Origin of the sequence: Sagittula salina (assembly GCF_017813235.1) — a bacterium.
In the GTDB taxonomy this organism is placed as follows: domain Bacteria; phylum Pseudomonadota; class Alphaproteobacteria; order Rhodobacterales; family Rhodobacteraceae; genus Sagittula; species Sagittula salina.
Map to the genome: position 1 here is coordinate 28,017 of NZ_JAGISH010000022.1, position 17,974 is coordinate 45,990.

General features: G+C 65.1%; 13 protein-coding genes and 3 pseudogenes. 10 read left to right on the forward strand and 6 right to left on the reverse strand.

Going from position 1 to position 17,974, the window contains the following annotated elements; translation table 11 throughout:
• Positions 1 to 159: 159 nt before the first annotated feature.
• On the reverse strand, positions 160 to 1,395 hold the full coding sequence (locus tag J5474_RS21610) for a Tm-1-like ATP-binding domain-containing protein (RefSeq protein WP_425342910.1): 1,236 nt from the start codon (positions 1,393 to 1,395) through the stop codon (positions 160 to 162).
• Positions 1,396 to 1,608: 213 nt separating this feature from the next.
• Between J5474_RS21610 and J5474_RS21615 the strand changes: the two genes are divergently transcribed.
• The 8 genes from J5474_RS21615 to J5474_RS21650 are packed head-to-tail and all read left to right on the forward strand — an operon-like array spanning position 1,609 to position 10,128.
• Positions 1,609 to 2,544, forward strand: coding sequence for a tripartite tricarboxylate transporter substrate-binding protein (locus J5474_RS21615; protein ID WP_209363993.1), 936 nt, complete (start codon positions 1,609 to 1,611; stop codon positions 2,542 to 2,544).
• Positions 2,545 to 2,593: 49 nt separating this feature from the next.
• Complete coding sequence (locus tag J5474_RS21620; protein WP_209363994.1) at positions 2,594 to 3,127, forward strand: tripartite tricarboxylate transporter TctB family protein; 534 nt, start codon at positions 2,594 to 2,596, stop codon at positions 3,125 to 3,127.
• Positions 3,128 to 3,134: 7 nt separating this feature from the next.
• Complete coding sequence (locus tag J5474_RS21625; protein ID WP_209363995.1) at positions 3,135 to 4,739, forward strand: tripartite tricarboxylate transporter permease; 1,605 nt, start codon at positions 3,135 to 3,137, stop codon at positions 4,737 to 4,739.
• On the forward strand, positions 4,720 to 5,976 hold the full coding sequence (locus J5474_RS21630; RefSeq protein ID WP_209363997.1) for a cytochrome P450: 1,257 nt from the start codon (positions 4,720 to 4,722) through the stop codon (positions 5,974 to 5,976). The genes J5474_RS21625 and J5474_RS21630 overlap by 20 nt, the downstream gene beginning before the upstream one ends.
• Positions 5,977 to 5,988: 12 nt before the next feature.
• Positions 5,989 to 7,278, forward strand: a complete 1,290-nt coding sequence (locus J5474_RS21635) for a type I glutamate--ammonia ligase (RefSeq protein WP_209363999.1) — start codon at positions 5,989 to 5,991, stop codon at positions 7,276 to 7,278.
• The gene (locus tag J5474_RS21640) at positions 7,278 to 7,982 is read left to right on the forward strand and encodes a type 1 glutamine amidotransferase (protein WP_209364001.1); all 705 of its coding nucleotides are present in this window, start codon (positions 7,278 to 7,280) and stop codon (positions 7,980 to 7,982) included. The genes J5474_RS21635 and J5474_RS21640 overlap by 1 nt, the downstream gene beginning before the upstream one ends.
• Positions 7,982 to 8,737 carry an IclR family transcriptional regulator gene (locus J5474_RS21645; protein ID WP_209364003.1) on the forward strand — a complete coding sequence of 252 codons (756 nt, stop codon included), beginning with the start codon at positions 7,982 to 7,984 and terminating at the stop codon, positions 8,735 to 8,737. The genes J5474_RS21640 and J5474_RS21645 overlap by 1 nt, the downstream gene beginning before the upstream one ends.
• A gap of 38 nt (positions 8,738 to 8,775) precedes the next feature.
• The gene (locus J5474_RS21650; protein ID WP_209364005.1) at positions 8,776 to 10,128 is read left to right on the forward strand and encodes an aspartate aminotransferase family protein; all 1,353 of its coding nucleotides are present in this window, start codon (positions 8,776 to 8,778) and stop codon (positions 10,126 to 10,128) included.
• Positions 10,129 to 10,255: 127 nt separating this feature from the next.
• Here J5474_RS21650 and J5474_RS21655 read toward each other — a convergent pair.
• Positions 10,256 to 10,558, reverse strand: a pseudogene (locus J5474_RS21655) (integrase core domain-containing protein); the annotation flags it as partial.
• A 141-nt stretch (positions 10,559 to 10,699) separates the two neighbouring features.
• On the opposite strand from J5474_RS21655, the gene J5474_RS21660 reads away from it, so the two are divergent.
• Both J5474_RS21660 and J5474_RS21665 read left to right on the forward strand, forming a co-directional pair.
• Positions 10,700 to 13,213 (forward strand): cation:proton antiporter, encoded by a 2,514-nt coding sequence (locus J5474_RS21660; RefSeq protein WP_209364007.1) that lies wholly within the window; start codon positions 10,700 to 10,702, stop codon positions 13,211 to 13,213.
• 316 nt (positions 13,214 to 13,529) lie between these two features.
• Positions 13,530 to 14,031: pseudogene (locus J5474_RS21665) on the forward strand (transposase); the annotation flags it as partial.
• Between the two features lie 255 nt (positions 14,032 to 14,286).
• On the opposite strand, the pseudogene J5474_RS21670 reads toward J5474_RS21665, so the two are convergent.
• The 4 genes and pseudogenes from J5474_RS21670 to J5474_RS21680 form a co-directional block, all read right to left on the reverse strand.
• A pseudogene (locus J5474_RS21670) lies at positions 14,287 to 15,138 on the reverse strand (acetyl-CoA C-acyltransferase); the annotation flags it as partial.
• An 86-nt stretch (positions 15,139 to 15,224) separates the two neighbouring features.
• Positions 15,225 to 15,962, reverse strand: a complete 738-nt coding sequence (locus J5474_RS21675) for an RNA polymerase factor sigma-54 (protein ID WP_209364009.1) — start codon at positions 15,960 to 15,962, stop codon at positions 15,225 to 15,227.
• A 601-nt stretch (positions 15,963 to 16,563) separates the two neighbouring features.
• Positions 16,564 to 16,758, reverse strand: a complete 195-nt coding sequence (locus J5474_RS23210; protein ID WP_342454082.1) for a DUF6538 domain-containing protein — start codon at positions 16,756 to 16,758, stop codon at positions 16,564 to 16,566.
• A 465-nt stretch (positions 16,759 to 17,223) separates the two neighbouring features.
• A partial coding sequence (locus J5474_RS21680; protein WP_245216645.1) for an IS3 family transposase occupies positions 17,224 to 17,974 on the reverse strand: 751 nt, incomplete at its 5' end.

A 17,974-nucleotide genomic window follows, 5' to 3' on the forward strand; every position in this document is an offset into this window, starting at 1 on the left:
CCCGGCCGGGCACATGGGCGTTATCGACCGGAATTCTGGTAATTTCCGGTCTATGCGCGCTCAGGCGCCTTTGCGCGCGTCACGCCGGCACCAATTCGGTGATCCGCAGGGCGGGAAACCACAAGCGCCCTGCCTCTAAAGGCAAAGATGAATTCGGATCTAACTGGCTGTCTCGATAACGCCCGCCGTGCGCCAGGCATCAAATTGCTCCAGCACTGCGGCTGTGAAAGCCTCGTCGTTGATATGCGCGTCAATCTCTCGCAGCGACACGTTCGGCGGGCACGCTGCACGCATTTCCTCCACGAAAACCGCGAGCCCGTCTGCGTCATGCAGTGGGCCGCCCGCCCTGTCCCACTCATTGCCACCCTTCAACGGCAGCAGGAAAATGGTTTCGTTGCGAGCCGTTGCGAGCTTTGCACAGATTTCCCGCGCCATCGCGCGGCGCTGTTCCCCCGTCATCAGAACCGACGACAGCAGGCGGTTGTGCGCGTGCACCTCCTGCCCGCGCAGCGCTTCAGGCGGCTCCTGCCACCCGACAAAATCCACAAGGTCATAGCACCCTATCGACACCATCTGCGGAATGCCCGCGCGGCCCGCGTTCGTCATCCGGTCCGCGCCGGCTGTGATCTGCGACCCCATCAGGTGATTGCCCACCTCCTGCGGCGCGAAATCCAACACGCAGGCAAAGGCCCCCTCCGCCGCAAGAGCCTCGAACGCCCGCCCGCCCATGCCGGTTGCGTGGAACACAGCCACCTCGAAGCCCCGTTCCTCCAGCGCCGGTTTCAAGGCTGCCATATAGCGCAGAACGGTTTTCCCAAACGAAGTCATGCCGATCAGTGGTCGCTCCACGCCAGGTTTCCGTACTGCCCGCGCGGCCCCAAGCACGGCACCGGCCGCCTGCGAAAGAGACGCCTTGCAGACCGCGTTCAGGCCATAGAGCCCCCCCGCCCAGAGGATCATCTGGATGTCCGCCGCCAGTCTCTCCGCCGGGATCAGCGGCGAGAAGGCCACGGTGGAAACCACGTATTTCGGCACGCCCAGCGGCAGTGCCGCGCAAAGATCCAGCGCGAGATCCGTGCCCATCGTGCCGCCCAGTACAATCACACCGTCGAACGCGCCCACCTGATACAGCCGCTGTGCCAGCGCCGTCGCTCCGCGCGCCATGATCTGCATGGCGAAGTTCTCATCCTCGCCCGCGATGGCCTCTGCCATACTGCTGCCGGCAGCCTCTGCCACCTCATGTTTGGAATGATCGCATGGGCTTTCGGGGTCGCCCAGCACGCTCACATCCACCGTTCGCACCCTGCCCCCCTGCCCGCGAATGACCTCTGCGAGGTAGTCCAGCTCTGCGTTCTTCGTGTCGTATGTCCCGACCACGAGGATAGTGCGATCCATGCCGTCCATGCCTTGCTCCCGCGTTGCCCGCGCCAGCGCGCAAGGTTCGTTATTCAAACCGATCTTCTCAAAATCATCGCAACCTGCGTCTTGGTCTGTCAATCGCCCGCAGGCCGATCAGGAATTTGTTGACAGGATCAACCAGCCGGTCATGATGAATTCATCACCACAGGTTCGAATAACGAACCGGCCAGCTGTCACAGGGAGACAGAGATGAAACGCAGCCTGACCGCGGGACTTGCCGCGCTTTCCATGACCTTCGCGGGGGCGGCACTTGCCGAATACCCTGAAAAGCCCGTCAGCTTCATCGTGCCATGGCCGCCCGGTGACCTTGAGGACGTGCTGACCCGCATGATCGCGGAAGACTTCCAGGCCGAATACGGCGTCGCGGCTGCGGTGGTGAACAAACCCGGCGGCGGTGGCGGCCCCTTCCCCGGCGCAATCGACGTGGCCAATGCCCCCGCCGATGGCTACACCGTCGGATCCTTCGTGCCCGCCGTGGCGCTGATCGGCCACCAGATCGACATCCCCGATCTGACGCCCGAAAAATTCGACCCCGTGGGCATTTTCCTCACCTATCCCTTTGTCATCGCTGCCTCCGGCGACGCGCCCTATTCCACGATGCAGGAACTGGCCGACCACGCCAGGGAACACGACGTGGTTCTGGGCCATTTCGGCGACGTTCTGACGCCGACGCAGGTAACCAAGGCACTGGCGAAGAAAATGGAATTCGAATGGGCCTCGGATGCCGCCTTCGACGCGCTTGACTGCAATACGCTGGCCTCGGGCGATGCGGACGTGATCAACACCACGCTGCAACTGATCCTGCCCTGTCTCGACCAGGTAAAGGTGCTGGTTTCCATCACCGGGGAGCGAATTTCGAAGGTCCCGGACACGCCGACCATCGGCGAGGTCGACCCCGAGCTCGACATTGCGCTGTGGAACGGACTGTTCGTGACCAAGGACACGCCGCAGGACGTGCGCGACAAGATCGCCGCCGTGGCGTCGAAGACAGTGATGTCGGAGCGCGCCCAGAAGGTGGCGGAGGAAACCGGCGCGCTGGTCTACTGGATGGACGCGACCGAGAGCGCCGACATCATCGAGACCGACAAGGCGACGCTCGCCACCATCGGCGCCGCGCTGGAATGACCTGACGCGGGGGCCTTGCACGGACCCCCATTGTCCAAGGGATGCAGCCATGAGCCTTGAAACCGATCTTCGGGCCCGCACGCGCGGCGCCGGACAGATTCTCTTTGTCGCAGCCTTTCTCGGGCTGTCGGTGATCCTGCTGAGCCAGATCGCCGCGCAGACCGCCTGGATCGAGAAGGCGCGCAGCTTTGCCGCGCAACCGCGGTTCTGGCCGGCGGTGGCACTGGGGACGATGGTCGTCTCACTGGCGCTGCACCTCTGGCAGATGACGCGCCGCCGCCCCCGCCGGGAGGACTGGCAGGAGGCGCGGCGCTGGCTGGAGCCGGTGGAATATGCGGGCTGGTTCATGGCTTACGTCTTTCTCGTGCCGTGGATTGGCTTCCTGCCCATGAGCCTCGCGCTCGCCTGCGGGCTGTCGTGGCGGCTGGGCTATCGCTCCGTGCGGTGGATGGCGCTGGCGGCGGCTTTCGCGCTTGGCACCGTATTGCTGTTCAAGGGGATGCTGGGTGTGAAGATCCCCGGCGCGGTTCTCTACGAAGCGCTCCCCGACGGCTGGCGCGGCTTCGCGCTGCAATACCTGTGAGGCGCTGATGGACATTTTCCTTGCCGCGATCGAGGTGCTGGCCCGCTGGGACGTGCTGCTGGCCCTGCTGGTTGGCAGCATTGGCGGCGTGGCCATCGGCGCGATCCCCGGTGTCGGCCCTGCCGTGGCCATCGCCATCCTGCTGCCCGCGACGTTTTCCATGGACCCGATCGTCGGGCTGACCGTGCTTCTGGGCATCTACGGGTCGAGCATGTACGGCGGGTCGATTCCCGCCATTCTCATCAACACCCCCGGCACGGCGGTCAATGCCCTGACCACATATGACGGTTTCCCCATGACGCTGCGCAGCGAAGGCCGGAGGGCGCTGTCACTGGCCTATTCGGCCAGCTTTTTCGGCGGCATCTTCTCTGTCATCTGCCTGATCGCCCTTTCGCCCGTGCTGGCGAAGGTCGCGCCGATGTTCGGCGCGCGCGAAATCTTCCTTGCGGCCCTCCTTGGGGTGATCCTCGTCATAACAGCACACAAGGGCCAGATGCTGATCGCCGCAGCACTCACGGGGTTCGGCATCTTCCTGTCCACCGTTGGGCTGGAGCCGGTGAAATACACCCGCCGCTTCACTTTCGATCAGTCGTGGCTGGCCTCCGGCATCAACCTGATCGTGGTGGTGCTGGGACTCTTTGCCCTGTCGCAGGCGTTTTTGCTGCTCACCATGGATGACGAAAAGATCCGCACGCCCCGCGCGCGCGGCTCACTCCTACAAGGCTTCCGAGAGCTGGCGCGCCACCCGCGCGTGGCATCGATTGCGGCCAGCTTTGGCGTGGTCATGGGAATGGTGCCGGGCGTGGGAGAGTTCACCGCGCAGTTCCTGTCCTACACCTCGGCCCGCAGGCTGTCGAAGACGCCTGAGGCCTTCGGGCATGGCTCCTCCGAAGGGTTGATCGCCTCAGAGGCAGCCAACAACGCCGTCCCCGCCGCCGCCATGATCCCGCTCCTCGCGCTCGGCATCCCCGGCGAAGCGCTGACCGCCATGATGCTGTCGGTCTTCTACGTGCACAATGTCGTGCCGGGGCCCGGGCTGTTCCAGACGCAGATGGATTTCGTCGTGGCCCTCTACCTCGCGCTGCTGATCCTGAACGTGCTGGTGGTCGTGTTCCTGCTGGTTTCCACCGGCTGGCTGGTAAAACTGACACAGATCCCCAACCGCTTTCTGGGGATGTGCGTGCTGATGCTGTCCTTCGTCGGCGTCTACTCGATCCGCAATTCGGCGGTGGATTGCTGTATCGCGGCTGTCTTCGGTCTATTCGGTTACGCGCTGAAGCGGCTGAACATGCCCATCGTGCCGATTATCCTCGGCATGGTTCTGGGAAACATCATGGAGGTCAAACTCCGCGCCGCCATGAACCGGGTCAAAGTGCCCTGGGATTTCATCGACCGCCCCATCGCCTTTCTGTTGTTCTGCGTGATCGTGATGATCCTCGCCTCGACGCTTTGGCGGACTATCCGCGACTGGCGCACCCCCGACCGCCGCAGTCCCGCGCGCAAGGCGTCCGCCCGTTTCATCCGCCGCATCGCGGGCCGTCAGACCCGCCATTTCGACGACCGCCTCAAAATCCAGCGCCGCCGGAGGACATATGACCATATGGGTTCCTGAAGACGACGGCTTTGCCGATCTCGGATCGCACGATTCCTTTGCGGATGGCGCGCCCTACAACACCTTCGCCCGGATGCGGCGCGACATCCCCTGTGCCTGGTCGGACTTCGAGTACGGGCGCGGCTACTGGTCGATCAGCCGGCACGATGACATTGTCAGGATGATCCGCGACACGGAAACGTTCACCTCCGGTCATGGCATCCGCATGGAGGATCAGACCGAGGAGGAATACCTCGCCCGCCGCACCTTTCAGGAGGTCGACGGGGCGGCACACCGCAAGGTGCGCATGAAAGTGGCAAAGGCGTTCTCGGCCCCCGTCATTGCCGGCTTCGAGGATCAGGTGCGCACGCTCTGCGGGCCGATCCTGGATCGGGCGCTGGCCATGGGCACGTTTGATGCCACCCGAGAAATCGCACGCGAACTGCCGATGCGGATGTTGGGCCAGATTCTCGGCACGCCAGAGGAGGACCTGCCTTGGCTGGTTGAAAAAGGCGACGCGCTGATGGCGAACGCAGACCCGGATTTCACCCAGCACGTCGTGGACCGCTTGGAGACGGACGCCTACAGGCTCATGCCCTTCAATTCGCCCGCCGGAGCGGAGCTATATGACTACGCCCGCGACCTGATGGATCGGAAGAACGCCACAGGCGACACGAATGGCATCCTGCACATGGTCCTGCAGCCGGACGAGACCGGCGAGACAATTTCCGACAGTGAATTCCGCAACTTCTTCTGCCTGCTGGTGGCAGCGGGGAATGACACGACGCGTTATTCCATCGCGGCGGGCATTCAGGCACTGGCGCGACAGCCCGGCCTGCTGCAGGCTTTGCAGACGGGCGATCTCTGGGGCACCGCGCCCGACGAAATCGTTCGCTGGGCCTCCCCCGCCACCTATTTCCGGCGTACGGCCACCCGCGACGTGGAGGTACACGGACAACTGGTCCGCAAGGGCGACAAGGTGATCTACTGGTTCGCCTCCGCCAACCGCGACGAGGCGATGTTTCCCGATCCCTACCGGCTCGACCTCTCGCGCAGGCCCAACCGGCAGCTCGGCTGGGGCCAGGGCGGGCCGCATGTCTGTTTGGGAATGCACCTCGCGCGGCTGGAAATCCGCGTCCTGTTTCAAGAACTCGTCGCCCGCATTCGCGCCATCGAGCCCGCCGGTCCGGAGGCTTTCGTCCGCTCCAACTTTGTCGGCGGCCTCAAGCGCCTGCCCGTGACCGTCACGCCAAGCTGAGAACCCATCCATATGCAAGACCGCCTCCGCGCCCTCTTCTGCGACCACCTGTCAATCTGTCGGGGCAAGTATCTGCCCGGTTCGAAAATCGGCACCGACTCCAGCCGCTTTGCCCGCGCGACATTCGCCGTGCATTACGACCGTGACCTGCTGCTCGACGCGCCCCACACGAAGGTTCGCGAGGGCGCGCCCGACATGGAGCTTCGCTGGCAGGCCGACGACATCCGCCCGGGCTGGGAGGCGGGCACGCAAGTGGTGCTGGGCGATCTGCACGACGAGGACGGTCCGCTGTCGCTTTGCCCGCGTGGCGCGCTGAAGCGCGCGGTGGCTGACTGGCAGCGCCACGGGCTGACGCCGAAACTGGGGATCGAACTAGAGGCCTTCGCGCTGCAGGGCGACCCCTCCGGACGTTTGCGCCCCTACGATGCGCCCGGCGGCGTGGTTTACGGCACCGGACCCTTTGCCGACCCGATGCATATCAACGACGCGATCTGGCGCAAGGCAGAGGAGCTGGGCTTCCGGCTCGACATGATCACCGCCGAATACGACAGCCCGCAGTTCGAATACACGCTGACCTTCGACGACGCGTTGAAAGCGGTGGATGATATCGTGCTGTTCCGGCAGATGGCGCGCGAAGTCGCCCTGAACCACGGTATCGTCCTGACCTTCCTTCCGAAACCGATCCCCGAGCTGGGCGGTTCCGGGATGCACATCAACCTCAGCTTCACCGACGCGCAGGGCAACAACGCGCTGGCGAACGGACCGAAGGGCGGGCCGGAGCACCTGAACGACCTGGCGCGCGGCTGCCTGTCGGGGCTTGTGAAGCACCACAAGGGGCTGGCCGGGCTGGTCGCCCCCACCGCCGGCAGTTACCTGCGACTGCAACCGGGCGCCATGTCGGGCTACTGGCAGAACTGGGGCGGCGACCATCGCGGCGTGACCACACGGATCTCCGGCGAAGGCGGGGACAAGGCGCGGCTGGAACACCGTATGGCCGATGCTTCCGCCAATCCCTACACCGCCGCCGCCGCCGTATTGCAGGCTGCGCGACTCGGGTTCGATAACGCCTACCCCCTGCCCCCGATGGAGACCGGAGACGGCTTTGACAAGACCGACGCCCGTGTCGGCACGGCCCCCACCCTGCGGCACGCGATGCGCGACCTCGCCGCGGACACGGCGCTGGCGCGAGCCGTGGGCGTGGAACTGGTGGAGCATCTGATCTTCATGAAAGAGCGCGAGTTCCGCAAGACCCGCGATCTGGAACCCAACGCGCTTCTGGATTTCTACGTGTGGTTCCTGTGATGCACATCGCCATCCTTGTCACCAACACGGATTTCAGCGCCTTCGCCAGCGCACGCCCCGACGACGGCGAAAAGTTCGCGACACTGCTTGGCACAGTACGCCCGGACTGGCGGTTTTCACCGTTCTGGGTGTGCAAAGGAGAATTCCCGGCTGACCCGGCGCGGTTCGATGGGCTTCTGATCACCGGCAGTCCAGCCAGTGTGACCGAGGACGCGCCGTGGATGTTGCGCCTGATGGATGTGGTTCGCGCAGCCATCGCCCGCCGTCAGAAACTGTACGGCGCCTGCTTCGGCCATCAGCTGATTTCCCGGACGCTAGGCGCCGGGATCATCCGCAACCCGCAGGGCTGGGGCCATGGGCTGCTCCGCGTGCGCCGGGCCGCTCCGATGCCCTGGGCCTACGGGTCGAACTCCATTCCGGTTTACGGCTCGCATATCGAACAGGTCGCCGCCGCACCCGCCGGCACCCGCACCGTCTACACCGGTGAGGGCCTGCCCGTGGCGGGTCTGGCGATGGGCGATCACCTGTACACCCTGCAACACCATCCGGAGATGACCCACCGTTTCATCTGCGATCTCGTGGAGGAATACGCCGATGTCGTCGGCACCGAGGTCACGGCGCGCGCCCGCGCAAGCCTGCACGAACCGGCGGACCACGGCTTTCTCGGCGAGGAAATTGCCCGCTTTTACGAGTGGGGGCGCTGATGGGGACGATCACCAAGGCGCTGGACCTGCTGGACCACTTTTCAAATACGAGACCTGAGATCGGACTGGCAGAATTTGCCCGCCTAACGGGCCGCGACAAGGCAACCGTGCACCGCCACCTCACGGAATTGGCTCATAATGGCTTTCTCGAACAACACCCCGGCACCCGGGCCTACCGCCTGGGCCCGGCACTCCTGCGACTGGCGGCAGTGCGCGAGGCGTCCTTCCCCGTTCGCAAGCTGCTCCACCCCATCGTCACCGCACTCGCGGAAGCCACCGGAGAGCTGGCCCATGCCTCTCTCCTCCAGGGGGAAGCGCTGTCGCCCGTTGTGCATGCCGACCCGCATCAGCACGGCATCCACGTGCATTTCGACGAATCCGAGATGCTACCCCTGCACGCCACCTCCTCAGGCCTTTCGGTACTGGCATTCGCCCCGGAGGCGCTGCAGGCCCGAATCCTCGCCCGCCCGCTGGCCCACCACACGGGCCAGACCATCACCGACCCCGCCCGCCTGCGTGCGCTGCTGGCCGAGGTCCGCAAGAGTGGTGTTGCTCAATTGGAAGGGGCCTTCGATGCGGAGGTGACATCGCAGGGAACGGCGCTTTTTGGCGAAGGCGGCGTGATTGGCGCTTTGTCGGTCGCCGTGCCGTCCGTTCGGGCAACGCCGGAAAAGCTGGCCGATATCGCCACGAAACTGCGCACAGCCGCCCGCGAAGCCTCGCGCTCGCTTGGCGGGTTGACGCAAAGGTATTGAAACAGGGACGGCTCCGCGCCCCGCATTTGAGGTTCGACATGAAAGACGCCAATTTCCTCAAGGAAAACAACGCCCGTCACCTGTGGCACCCGATGGCTCACCCGGCGGACAGCCTCGCCAATCCGCCCGACATCATCGTCGAAGGCGACGGCGTGGAGATCACCGATGTCGATGGCCACCGCACGGTGGATGCTGTGGGCGGGCTGTGGAACGTGAACCTCGGCTACTCCTGCGCACCGATCAAGGACGCCATCGCCGCCCAGCTCGACCGGTTGCCCTATTATTCCCTGTTCCGGGGCACCTCGAACGACGCCGCGATCGAACTGTCGTGGTTGTTGCGTGACTTCTTTGCCCCTGACGGGCTGACACGCGCCTTCTTCACCTCCGGCGGCTCGGATTCGGTGGAGGTCGCACTGCGTCTCGCCCGCCAGTATCACAAACTGCGCGGCGAGGGTGCGCGCGTCAAATACCTCTCACTGAAAAAGGGCTACCACGGCACGCACACGCTGGGCGCCTCGGTCAACGGCAATGCCAACTTCCGTACCCAGTACGAACCGCTGATGCCCGGCTGCTTCCACATCCCGGCTCCGTTCCCCTACCGCAATCCGTTCAACGAATCCGACCCGGAGCGGTTGGCCCAGCTGTGTTTGAGCGCGCTGGAGGATGAGATTGCCTTTCAGGGTGCCGAAAGCATAGCCGCATTCATCATGGAGCCGATCCTGGGCGCGGGCGGCGTCATCCCACCTCATGCAAGCTTCATGCCCGGGGTGCGCCAGATCTGCGACCGGCACGGCATCCTGCTGATCGCCGACGAGGTCATCACTGCCTACGGCCGCACCGGGGCCTGGTCGGGATCGCGGCTCTGGGGGGTGCAGCCGGATCTGATGAGCACGGCAAAAGCGATCACCAACGGCTACTTTCCTTTCGGCGCGGTCATGCTGTCCGACCGGGTGGCCGAGGTTTTCGAACAGGACCGCACAGCCAAGGGCAGCATCGGTTCGGGGTACACGTATTCCGGCCACCCCGTCGGCGCCGCTGCTGCCATCGCCTGCCTGAAAGAGACCGAGCGCCTGCAGGTCAAGGACAACGCAAGCGACCGTGGCGCGCAGCTGTACGCCGGGCTTCAGGCACTGGCCGAACGGCATTCCATCATCGGCGACGTCCGCGGCGGTCACGGGCTGATGTGCGCGCTCGAACTGGTCTCTGATCACGGCTCCAGGACACCAATCGACAAGGCCACCATCACCCGCGTACACCGCGCCACTTACGAAGCGGGCACCATGGTACGCGTATCGGGCCCGAACATCATCCTGTCGCCCCCGCTGGTCCTGACGGAGGAGCATGTGATGACGATCCTAGCCTGTCTCGACACAGGACTGGCCAGCGCCTGAGCCTGCTGTCATTAGCCAACGATATACGGAAAGGTGATACCCCCAAGTGTAGAAAATTTGAACTCGATCCACCAAGCTCTGGCTGGCACTTGATGCTCGCCCCCATGGAAGTAATACCCAGGCAGGTGTTCAGTCCCGGCATCTGGTGGATCGGATCAAGGCTGAATCTGTCCGGCTCTGAAGTCCAGGCTTTGCAGATGTATTCGTAGGGCGTGAGCCCGCTGAGGGTCTTGAGCCTTGGGGCGAAGTTGTACGCAGCCATGAAATCCGCGAGATGTGTTCGGAGCTGATTGTGGCTGTCGTAGTGGAAGCGTTTGACGGCGGCGTCCTTGATTGTCCGGTTCATCCGCTCGACCTGGCCGTTGGTCCAGGGGTGGCTGGGCTTGGTCAGGCGGTGATCGATGCCATTCGCTTCGCAGATCATGTCGAAACGCATTTGCCGGGAACAGGCAGTGTTGCGATTTCGAGGCAGGAGCACTGTTCAGAACCGGAGGGATACCCGGCCAGGCTGTACCGCCCGCCTGCCGCAAATCGCAGGTGCGCCGCCGCCTCTTTCTGCTATTTCCCGGGCATGGACATCACCCTCGTCACCACCGTCATCGCCTCGCTGTTCCTCGTGATCGGCGTGGCCGAACCCTTCGCCGCGCGGCTGCGGCTGCCCTATAGCGTGATCCTCGCGGTGCTGGGCACCCTGATCGGCGCCGGGGCGACATTCTTCCTGCGCACCGAGCTGACCGACGCGCTGAACCCCATCGCCGCGGCAATCCTCGGCCTGCCGATACGCTCCAACGTGTTCCTCTACGTCTTCCTGCCGACGCTGCTGTTCCAGGCCACGCTGGGCATGAACCTGCGCCGGATGCTGGACGACTGGGTCCCGATCCTGGTGCTCGCCGTGGTGGCGGTGGTGGTCGCCACGCTCACCGTGGGCTACGCGCTCTCGTGGGTCAGCTCCCTGCCGCTGGCGGCCTGCCTGCTGATCGGCGCCATCGTCTCGACCACCGACCCCTCGGCCGTGGTCTCGATTTTCCGCTCGATCTCGGCGCCGCGGCGGCTGGCGCGGATCATCGAGGGAGAGAGCCTGCTGAACGACGCCGCTGCCATCGCGCTTTTCGGCCTGTTCATGGGCTTCGTGATGATGGGCATCCCCGACCCCGAGCTCGGCGACGCGCTGGCGCGCTTCCCCGTGCTGATCGCGGGGGGCGCGGCGACCGGATGGCTGGCGGCGCGGATCGCGGTCTGGCTGATGGCGCTGTTCCACCGCCACGAGCTGGCGCAAAGCTCGATCTCGGTTGCGCTGCCCTACCTCGCCTACATCCTGGCCGAGCAGAGCGTCGGCGCCTCGGGGGTGATCGCGGTGGTCGCGGCGGGGCTGACAATGAACCTGGCCGCCCCCGGCCGTCTGCCACCGCAGGCCTGGGCTAACCTGCGCGAACTCTGGGGCGTTCTGGCGCACTGGGCCGGCGCGCTGATCTTCATCCTCGCCGCGCTGCTGATCCCGCGCCTGCTGGAATCGGTACGCCTCACCGACTTTCTCTTGATCGGCGTCGTCGTGCTGGCTGCCGTGGTGGCGCGCAGCGCGGTGCTCTTCGGCCTCCTGCCCCTGCTGACCCGGCTGAAGCTCTCGCCCCCGGTCGAACGCCCCTACCGTGCCGCGATCCTCTGGGGCGGGCTGCGCGGCGCGGTCACCCTTGCGCTGGCCCTCGCCGTGACAGAGAGCGTACGGGTGCCGGACGACGTGCAGCGCCTGGTCGGCATCCTCGCCACCGGCTTCACCCTGTTCACCCTGCTGGTCCAAGGTACCACGCTACGCTGGATGATCGGCCGGCTCGGGCTCGACCGCCTGTCGGCGATCGACGAGGCGCTCTCGCGCCAGGTCGTCGCGGTGGCGCTGCAGACCGTGCGCGAGGACGTCGCCCGCACCACCGAGAACTACGAGCTGGAGCACGATACTGTGCGCTCCGAGGCCAAGCGTTTTGGCGAACGGCTGGAGGCGGCGGTGCGGCTCGCCGAGGAAAGCACCGACATCCTCGACCGCGACCGTATCGCGCTGGGGCTGATCGCGCTGGCGGGCCACGAGCGCGACAGCATCCTCGCCCGGGTCCGCGAGGGCACGATCTCGGCGCGCATGGCCGACCTCGTGATCTCCGACGCCGACCGGCTGATCGAGGGCGCCCGCACCCAGGGCCGCAGCGGCTACCAGCGAGCCGCGCGACGCAGCGTCGTATACGGTCGCGCCTTCCGCGCCGCGGGGCTGCTGCACGGCCGGCTGGGAATCTCGGGACCGCTGGCCTCGATGACCGCCGACCGCTTCGAACTGCTGCTGTCGCAGCGCCTGATCCTGCGCGATCTCGGCACCTTCATCGACGGCCGCATCCGGCGCATCCACGGCCGACGGGTGGCGGAGTTGCTGCACGAGCTCTTGGCACGCCGCATCGAGGCGGTGGAGACCGCGCTCCAAGGCTTGCGGCTGCAGTACCCGGGCTACGCCGAGGAGCTGGAGCGCCGCTTCATCCGCCGCACCGCCCTGCGGCTGGAGGAGCGCGAGTACATCGCCATGCGCGAGGACGGGCTGATCGGCGCCGAGGTCTACACCACGCTGGTGCAGGACCTCGCCACTCGCCGGCAGGCCGCCGAGGGCCGGCCGCGGCTCGACCTCGCGGTGCAGCGCACCGCCTTCGTGCGGCAGTTCGCGCTGTTCGCCGATCTCGACGGGCCGGTGGCCAGGCGGCTGGGCCGCGCGCTGGCCACCCGCTACGTCGACCCCGGCGAGGTGGTAATGCGCGCCGACAGCCCCGCGCGCAGCGTCTTCTTCATCGCCTCGGGTGCGCTCGAGCTGGAGAGCGCCGGTCAGAAGTGGCGCCTGGGCCGCGGCGAGATGTTCGGCCAGATGGCGATCCTGACCAACCGCGCCCGCCGCGCCGACGTGCGGGCCATCGCGCCGACCACGCTGCTGGTGCTGGACGAGGATCGCTTCCGCCGCCTGCTCAAGCGCAGCCGCGCCTTGCGCGAAGCGGTCCGCTCAAGCGCCGAGAAACGCGGCATCGATGCCGCCGACCTGCTGCCACGCGAAGCCGGGAGCGGGTGAGCCAGCCATCGCGTTCGGATCCGGCCGGCTGCGACCCAAGGGGGGCACCTGCGCGCTACCTCTCGGATACCACTCCACAACCCAACCACGCCGTAGGCGCGGCTATTGCGTGCTGCATACCAGGCTGAAAGCTCCCCCCGCGCTCGCGCTGAATCCCGGCACCGTCCCGGCTGGTTTTGACGGGTCGCGCCGCACCAGGCCCAATGGCGACCAGCCGAACGACCCTGGGACCACAACATTGGGGCCTATCGGAGGCTCTGACGATGTGACCGCCCCTGGACGGCGTCAATGTGCCAAGGTGGGTCCGGACAGTGTTTTACCCGCCGAAGCCGTTGGCAGGCTGAAAGTACGGGCTGAGGCCCTCACCCATCTGCAGGCAGAGATCAGCAGGCTCGACTGGCGCGCCACAGAGAACGAGGTTGCACCGCAGGTGACGACAGTGCCCGGCATCGGTGCCCTGATCGCCACGGCCATCGCCGCCATAGCCCCGCCACCGGAGACATTCCGGAAGGCGCGCGGCTTCGCAGCTTGGCTCGGCCTCCCGCCGCGACGGCATTCCAGGGGCGGCAAACAGAGGCTCGGGGCCACGACCAAGATGGGCGAGCGATCCCTCGGACGGCTTCTGACCATCGGGGCCAACAGCGTTATCATCAAGTGGCATGTCCATGCCGCGGCCCAACCCGGCACTTGGCTGGGAGCGATGCTGACGCGGAAGCCACCGTTGTTGGTGCGGGTCGCCCTGGCGAACAAGATGGTGCGGATCGTCTGGATCCTGATAGCTGGGCGGTGTCTACCAGTCTCCGGCCACGGCAGCGTAAGCCAGTCGTCGGTCGCGAGAAGGTCGGAGCGGAAGAGGGCAAGGAGCAGTCTGGCGAAACGCTCGTGAGACGGGGTCGGGAGAACCAGGGTGCGACAGAGTGCCTTCGAACACACGGCTTTGATCTGGACCCGACCTTCGAAAACCATACGGGCCCGCCGCGTGCAAAGAGCCGCAACAGAAGCCGGACACATGTCAGAACCCAGCGATTTTCCAGAACCAACTCCGTAAAATCCCTCTTGCGCATGGCGCGGTCACCCATGACCCGCGCGATCGGGGTAAGACCGTGGCGCCGCGCTGCCTCTGCCGAAGCCAGGATCAGCGCAGCCGCCCCGTCGTTGACGCCCGAGGCGTTGCCCGCCGTCACGCTGCCGCCGTCGCGGAACGGGGCGGTTAGCCGGGCCAGCGCCTCCGCCGTGGTTTGCGGCCGCGGATGCTCGTCCTCCGACACCACCAGCGGTGGCCCCTTGCGCTGCGCGATCTCGACCGGCGCGATCTCCCGCGCCAGGCGGCCCGAAGCCATCGCCGCCGCGGCCTTCTGTTGCGAGCGCAGGGCGAAGGCGTCCTGGTCGGCGCGGGCGACGGCGAAATCCGCAGCCACGTTCTCGGCGGTCTCCGGCATCGACTCCGTGCCGAACTCGGCCTGCATCCTCGGGTTCACGAAACGCCAGCCGATGGTGGTGTCGTGGATCTCGACCTGCCGTGAAAAGGCGCTCTCGGCCTTCGGCATCACGAAGGGCGCGCGGGACATGCTCTCCACCCCACCGGCGACCACCAGATCGGCCTCGCCTGCACGGATGGCGCGGGCGGCGGTCAGCACCGCGTCCATGCCGGAACCGCAGAGTCGGTTGATCGTGGTGCCGGGCACGCACACCGGCAGGCCCGCCAGCAAGAGCGCCATCCCTGCGACGTTGCGGTTGTCCTCTCCAGCCTGGTTGGCACAGCCGTAGATCACCTCATCCAGCGCGGCCCAGTCCAGCCCGGGGTTGCGCGCCATGAGCGCGCTCAGCGGATGCGCGGCCAGGTCGTCGGCACGAACCCTGGCCAGAGCGCCGCCGAAGCGGCCGATGGGGGTGCGGATGTAGTCGCAGATGAAGGCGTCGGGCATGGGGTTTCTCCTGTCTGGCGCAGCGCGCTACGCCGTACCGGATGCGCCGCATGGATCGTGCCGGACTCAGGCCCAGGGCGGCGCAATCAGGCAGGAAGCGCGGCGCGGCGGATCCTCTGGCGCTGCGCCGAGGAGGGAATGCCCATCTGCGCACGGTACTTGGCCACCGTGCGCCGCGCGAGGTCGATGTTCTCTTCGGCCAGCGCGCGCACTATTGCGTCGTCCGACAGCACGCTTGCCGGAGCTTCGGCTTCCACGAGTTTCCGGATACGGTGCCGCACGGCCTCGTTCGAAACGGCCTCGACGTCGCTTTTTCCCACCGCTTCGGGGAAGAAGTATTTCAGCGCCACCAGCCCGCGCGGCCCCATCAGGTATTTGTCGGCGATGGCACGGGAAACCGTGGACTGGTTGACGCCCACGGTCTCTGCCACGCGCTGCAGAGACAGCGGCCGCAGGTGGTCGACACCATGATGAAAATAGTCCCGTTGGTAGGTGACGATGGCACGGGCGACCTTCAGTATCGTGACCGCCCGACGGTCGAGCGTGCGTACGATCCAGCTCGCGTGCTTCACGCGCTCCGTGATGAAGGCCCGCGTGTCGGGTTCCGTCGCTTCTGCCCGTATCCGGGCGTGGTACGCGCGGTCGACCAGCGCGCGGGGCAAAAGCGCGTCATTCAGGGTGACTGAAAAGCCACCCTCCGGCGCTTCTGCCACCAGCACTTCCGGCAAGGCGGGCTGAACCGGATCACAGTCGTATTGTCGGCCGGGAGCCGGGTTCAGACGCGACAGCCGAGCAAGCATGTTCCGAACAACGGTCAAAACCACGCCAGCTTCTCCTGACTTGCGGCGAGATGCTCCCCGGGAAGAGGGCGCTGGGAAGCATGAATCGGCCTGCGCCATTTGCCTGCAATGAACCTGTCTCGAGAAAAGAATTTCTTGAATTCGACGCCTTGGGCAGCATCGCGTACCCGCCAACTGGAAATCCACATTTCGTGCATCAGTCGTGGCGAACCGGCAAGACACTGACAGCAATGGACAATTCCAACTTCGGTCGTTCTTTCCCGCAGCCGAGGGACCGAACGATGCCATTTGCGCCAGGACAGGCAGCTCGCTCCACTGCCTTGGACATTACAAGAACACGGGGCACACATGCAGTTCAACTTCACCGAATCCCGTCGGCCCAAGCTTTTGACGAAGGAGTTCACCCGGACGGGAAGGCCGGTTGGCCAAGACCACTGTCGCAAACCTCGTCGAGGCGGTTCCCGCGACGATCCGGGTCAACGGAGTTCTCCTGATTGGAACCGCTGGCTGTTCACCCAGGACCCAGGTGGCCACTCCCTCGCACCTTACGCCGCGATGGGGGAGCGGCAGCTCCAATTCTGTCGCCGGTCGATGGTATCGCCGATGACTGGCATTCCCCGTGCGGTCATGAGTGCTGAAACACGCTACCGACAGGTGATCGTGTCCATCTCGGCGAAGATCGGCTGCGCGGCGAGTACGAGACCCTGGAGGACGAATAGCGGTGCCGCAGGTCCCGGGGAACACGACGGCTGAAGTAGAAGATTCCCGCCTTCACAAAGGAAAACGGAACAGATGTCGGGGTGATTGTGGTCTTCGCCATGGTCTACGCCTCTGCCAAGTCGTGTGATAGCTGAGGAATAACAGTGGCTTATCTGATGCGATGGTGCCCCCACACGGAGTACCTATAATCAGGTTTTTTCCAACGAAAACAGCGATGACGTGCCCCACGAGCGCAGTTTTAACGACCGTTGCAGATCAATGCGTTACGATGTGGGTGCTCCACGCCCATGCCCGCGCTCACCTCACCCTGGCCCCGTCCATCGCATGACCGCCCGCGTCGAAATACCGGCGCATCTCGTCGGCTCCGATATGCATGCACCGTCGGCATTGGCAGCGAGGGAGGATCTGCGCGGCGACGAGGGCAAAGCTCTCAGGCGGGGCCTCTATGTCGTTCTCTGCGCGGCATTTGGCGCAGCGGAAGTATAGGCGGTTCACGGTCCCTCAGAGGTGGTCCTGGAAATTCGACCAGTTTGCCGCCGTGCTAAGCTATAGCTTTGGTTTCATTTCAGGCGGCAACCTTCAGGTCCGGAGTTCGTCTACCATAGGCCTCGTCCGGCGTCATGATCCCATGTGATGAGTGCGGGCGTCTTTCGTTGTAGTAGCTGATCCAGCCACCGATTCCGTCCCGGGCTTCGGAACCGGTTTCGAAGGCGTTCAAGTAGACGCATTCATATTTGAGGGATCGCCAGAGCCGTTCGATCATTCGGTTGTCGATCCAGCGTCCCCGGCCATCCATCGAGATTTTCACCGTCGCATCGCGCAGGACGTCGGTGAAATCGGTGCTGGTGAATTGGGATCCTTGATCGGTGTTGAATATCTCGGGGGTGCCGTATCCTGCCAGCGCTTCTTTCAACGCCTCGACGCAGAACCCCGCGTCCATGCTGTTCGAGAGCCGCCAGTTCAGCACCTTCCGGCTGTGCCAGTCCATGATGGCAACGAGGTAGAGAAATCCCCGGCGCATAGGGATGTAGCTGATGTCCGCGCACCAGACCTGGTTGGGCCGGGTGATGGGCAAGTCCTTCAGAAGATATGGGTATATCTTGTGCTCCGGGTGCTTCTTGCTGGTCTTCGGCTCTTGGTAAATCGGCACCAAACACATGAGCTTCATCAGCCGCCGCACACGATGTCGTCCACATCTGTGGCCCTCCCGCTGCATGTGGCGGGCCATTTGTCGGGACCCATGGTAATCCCCCCCGAAACTAAGGGGCTGCATAAGTAGAGTTTTCTCGCCAAGATGAACGAGGAGATTCTGAATG

Coding starts and splice junctions, on each gene's coding strand:
- J5474_RS21610 (WP_425342910.1), bottom strand. CDS start 1,395: ATGGATCGCACTATCCTCGTGGTCGGGACATACGACACGAAGAACGCA.
- J5474_RS21615 (WP_209363993.1), top strand. CDS start 1,609: ATGAAACGCAGCCTGACCGCGGGACTTGCCGCGCTTTCCATGACCTTC.
- J5474_RS21620 (WP_209363994.1), top strand. CDS start 2,594: ATGAGCCTTGAAACCGATCTTCGGGCCCGCACGCGCGGCGCCGGACAG.
- J5474_RS21625 (WP_209363995.1), top strand. CDS start 3,135: ATGGACATTTTCCTTGCCGCGATCGAGGTGCTGGCCCGCTGGGACGTG.
- J5474_RS21630 (WP_209363997.1), top strand. CDS start 4,720: ATGACCATATGGGTTCCTGAAGACGACGGCTTTGCCGATCTCGGATCG.
- J5474_RS21635 (WP_209363999.1), top strand. CDS start 5,989: ATGCAAGACCGCCTCCGCGCCCTCTTCTGCGACCACCTGTCAATCTGT.
- J5474_RS21640 (WP_209364001.1), top strand. CDS start 7,278: ATGCACATCGCCATCCTTGTCACCAACACGGATTTCAGCGCCTTCGCC.
- J5474_RS21645 (WP_209364003.1), top strand. CDS start 7,982: ATGGGGACGATCACCAAGGCGCTGGACCTGCTGGACCACTTTTCAAAT.
- J5474_RS21650 (WP_209364005.1), top strand. CDS start 8,776: ATGAAAGACGCCAATTTCCTCAAGGAAAACAACGCCCGTCACCTGTGG.
- J5474_RS21660 (WP_209364007.1), top strand. CDS start 10,700: ATGGACATCACCCTCGTCACCACCGTCATCGCCTCGCTGTTCCTCGTG.
- J5474_RS23210 (WP_342454082.1), bottom strand. CDS start 16,758: ATGGCGAAGACCACAATCACCCCGACATCTGTTCCGTTTTCCTTTGTG.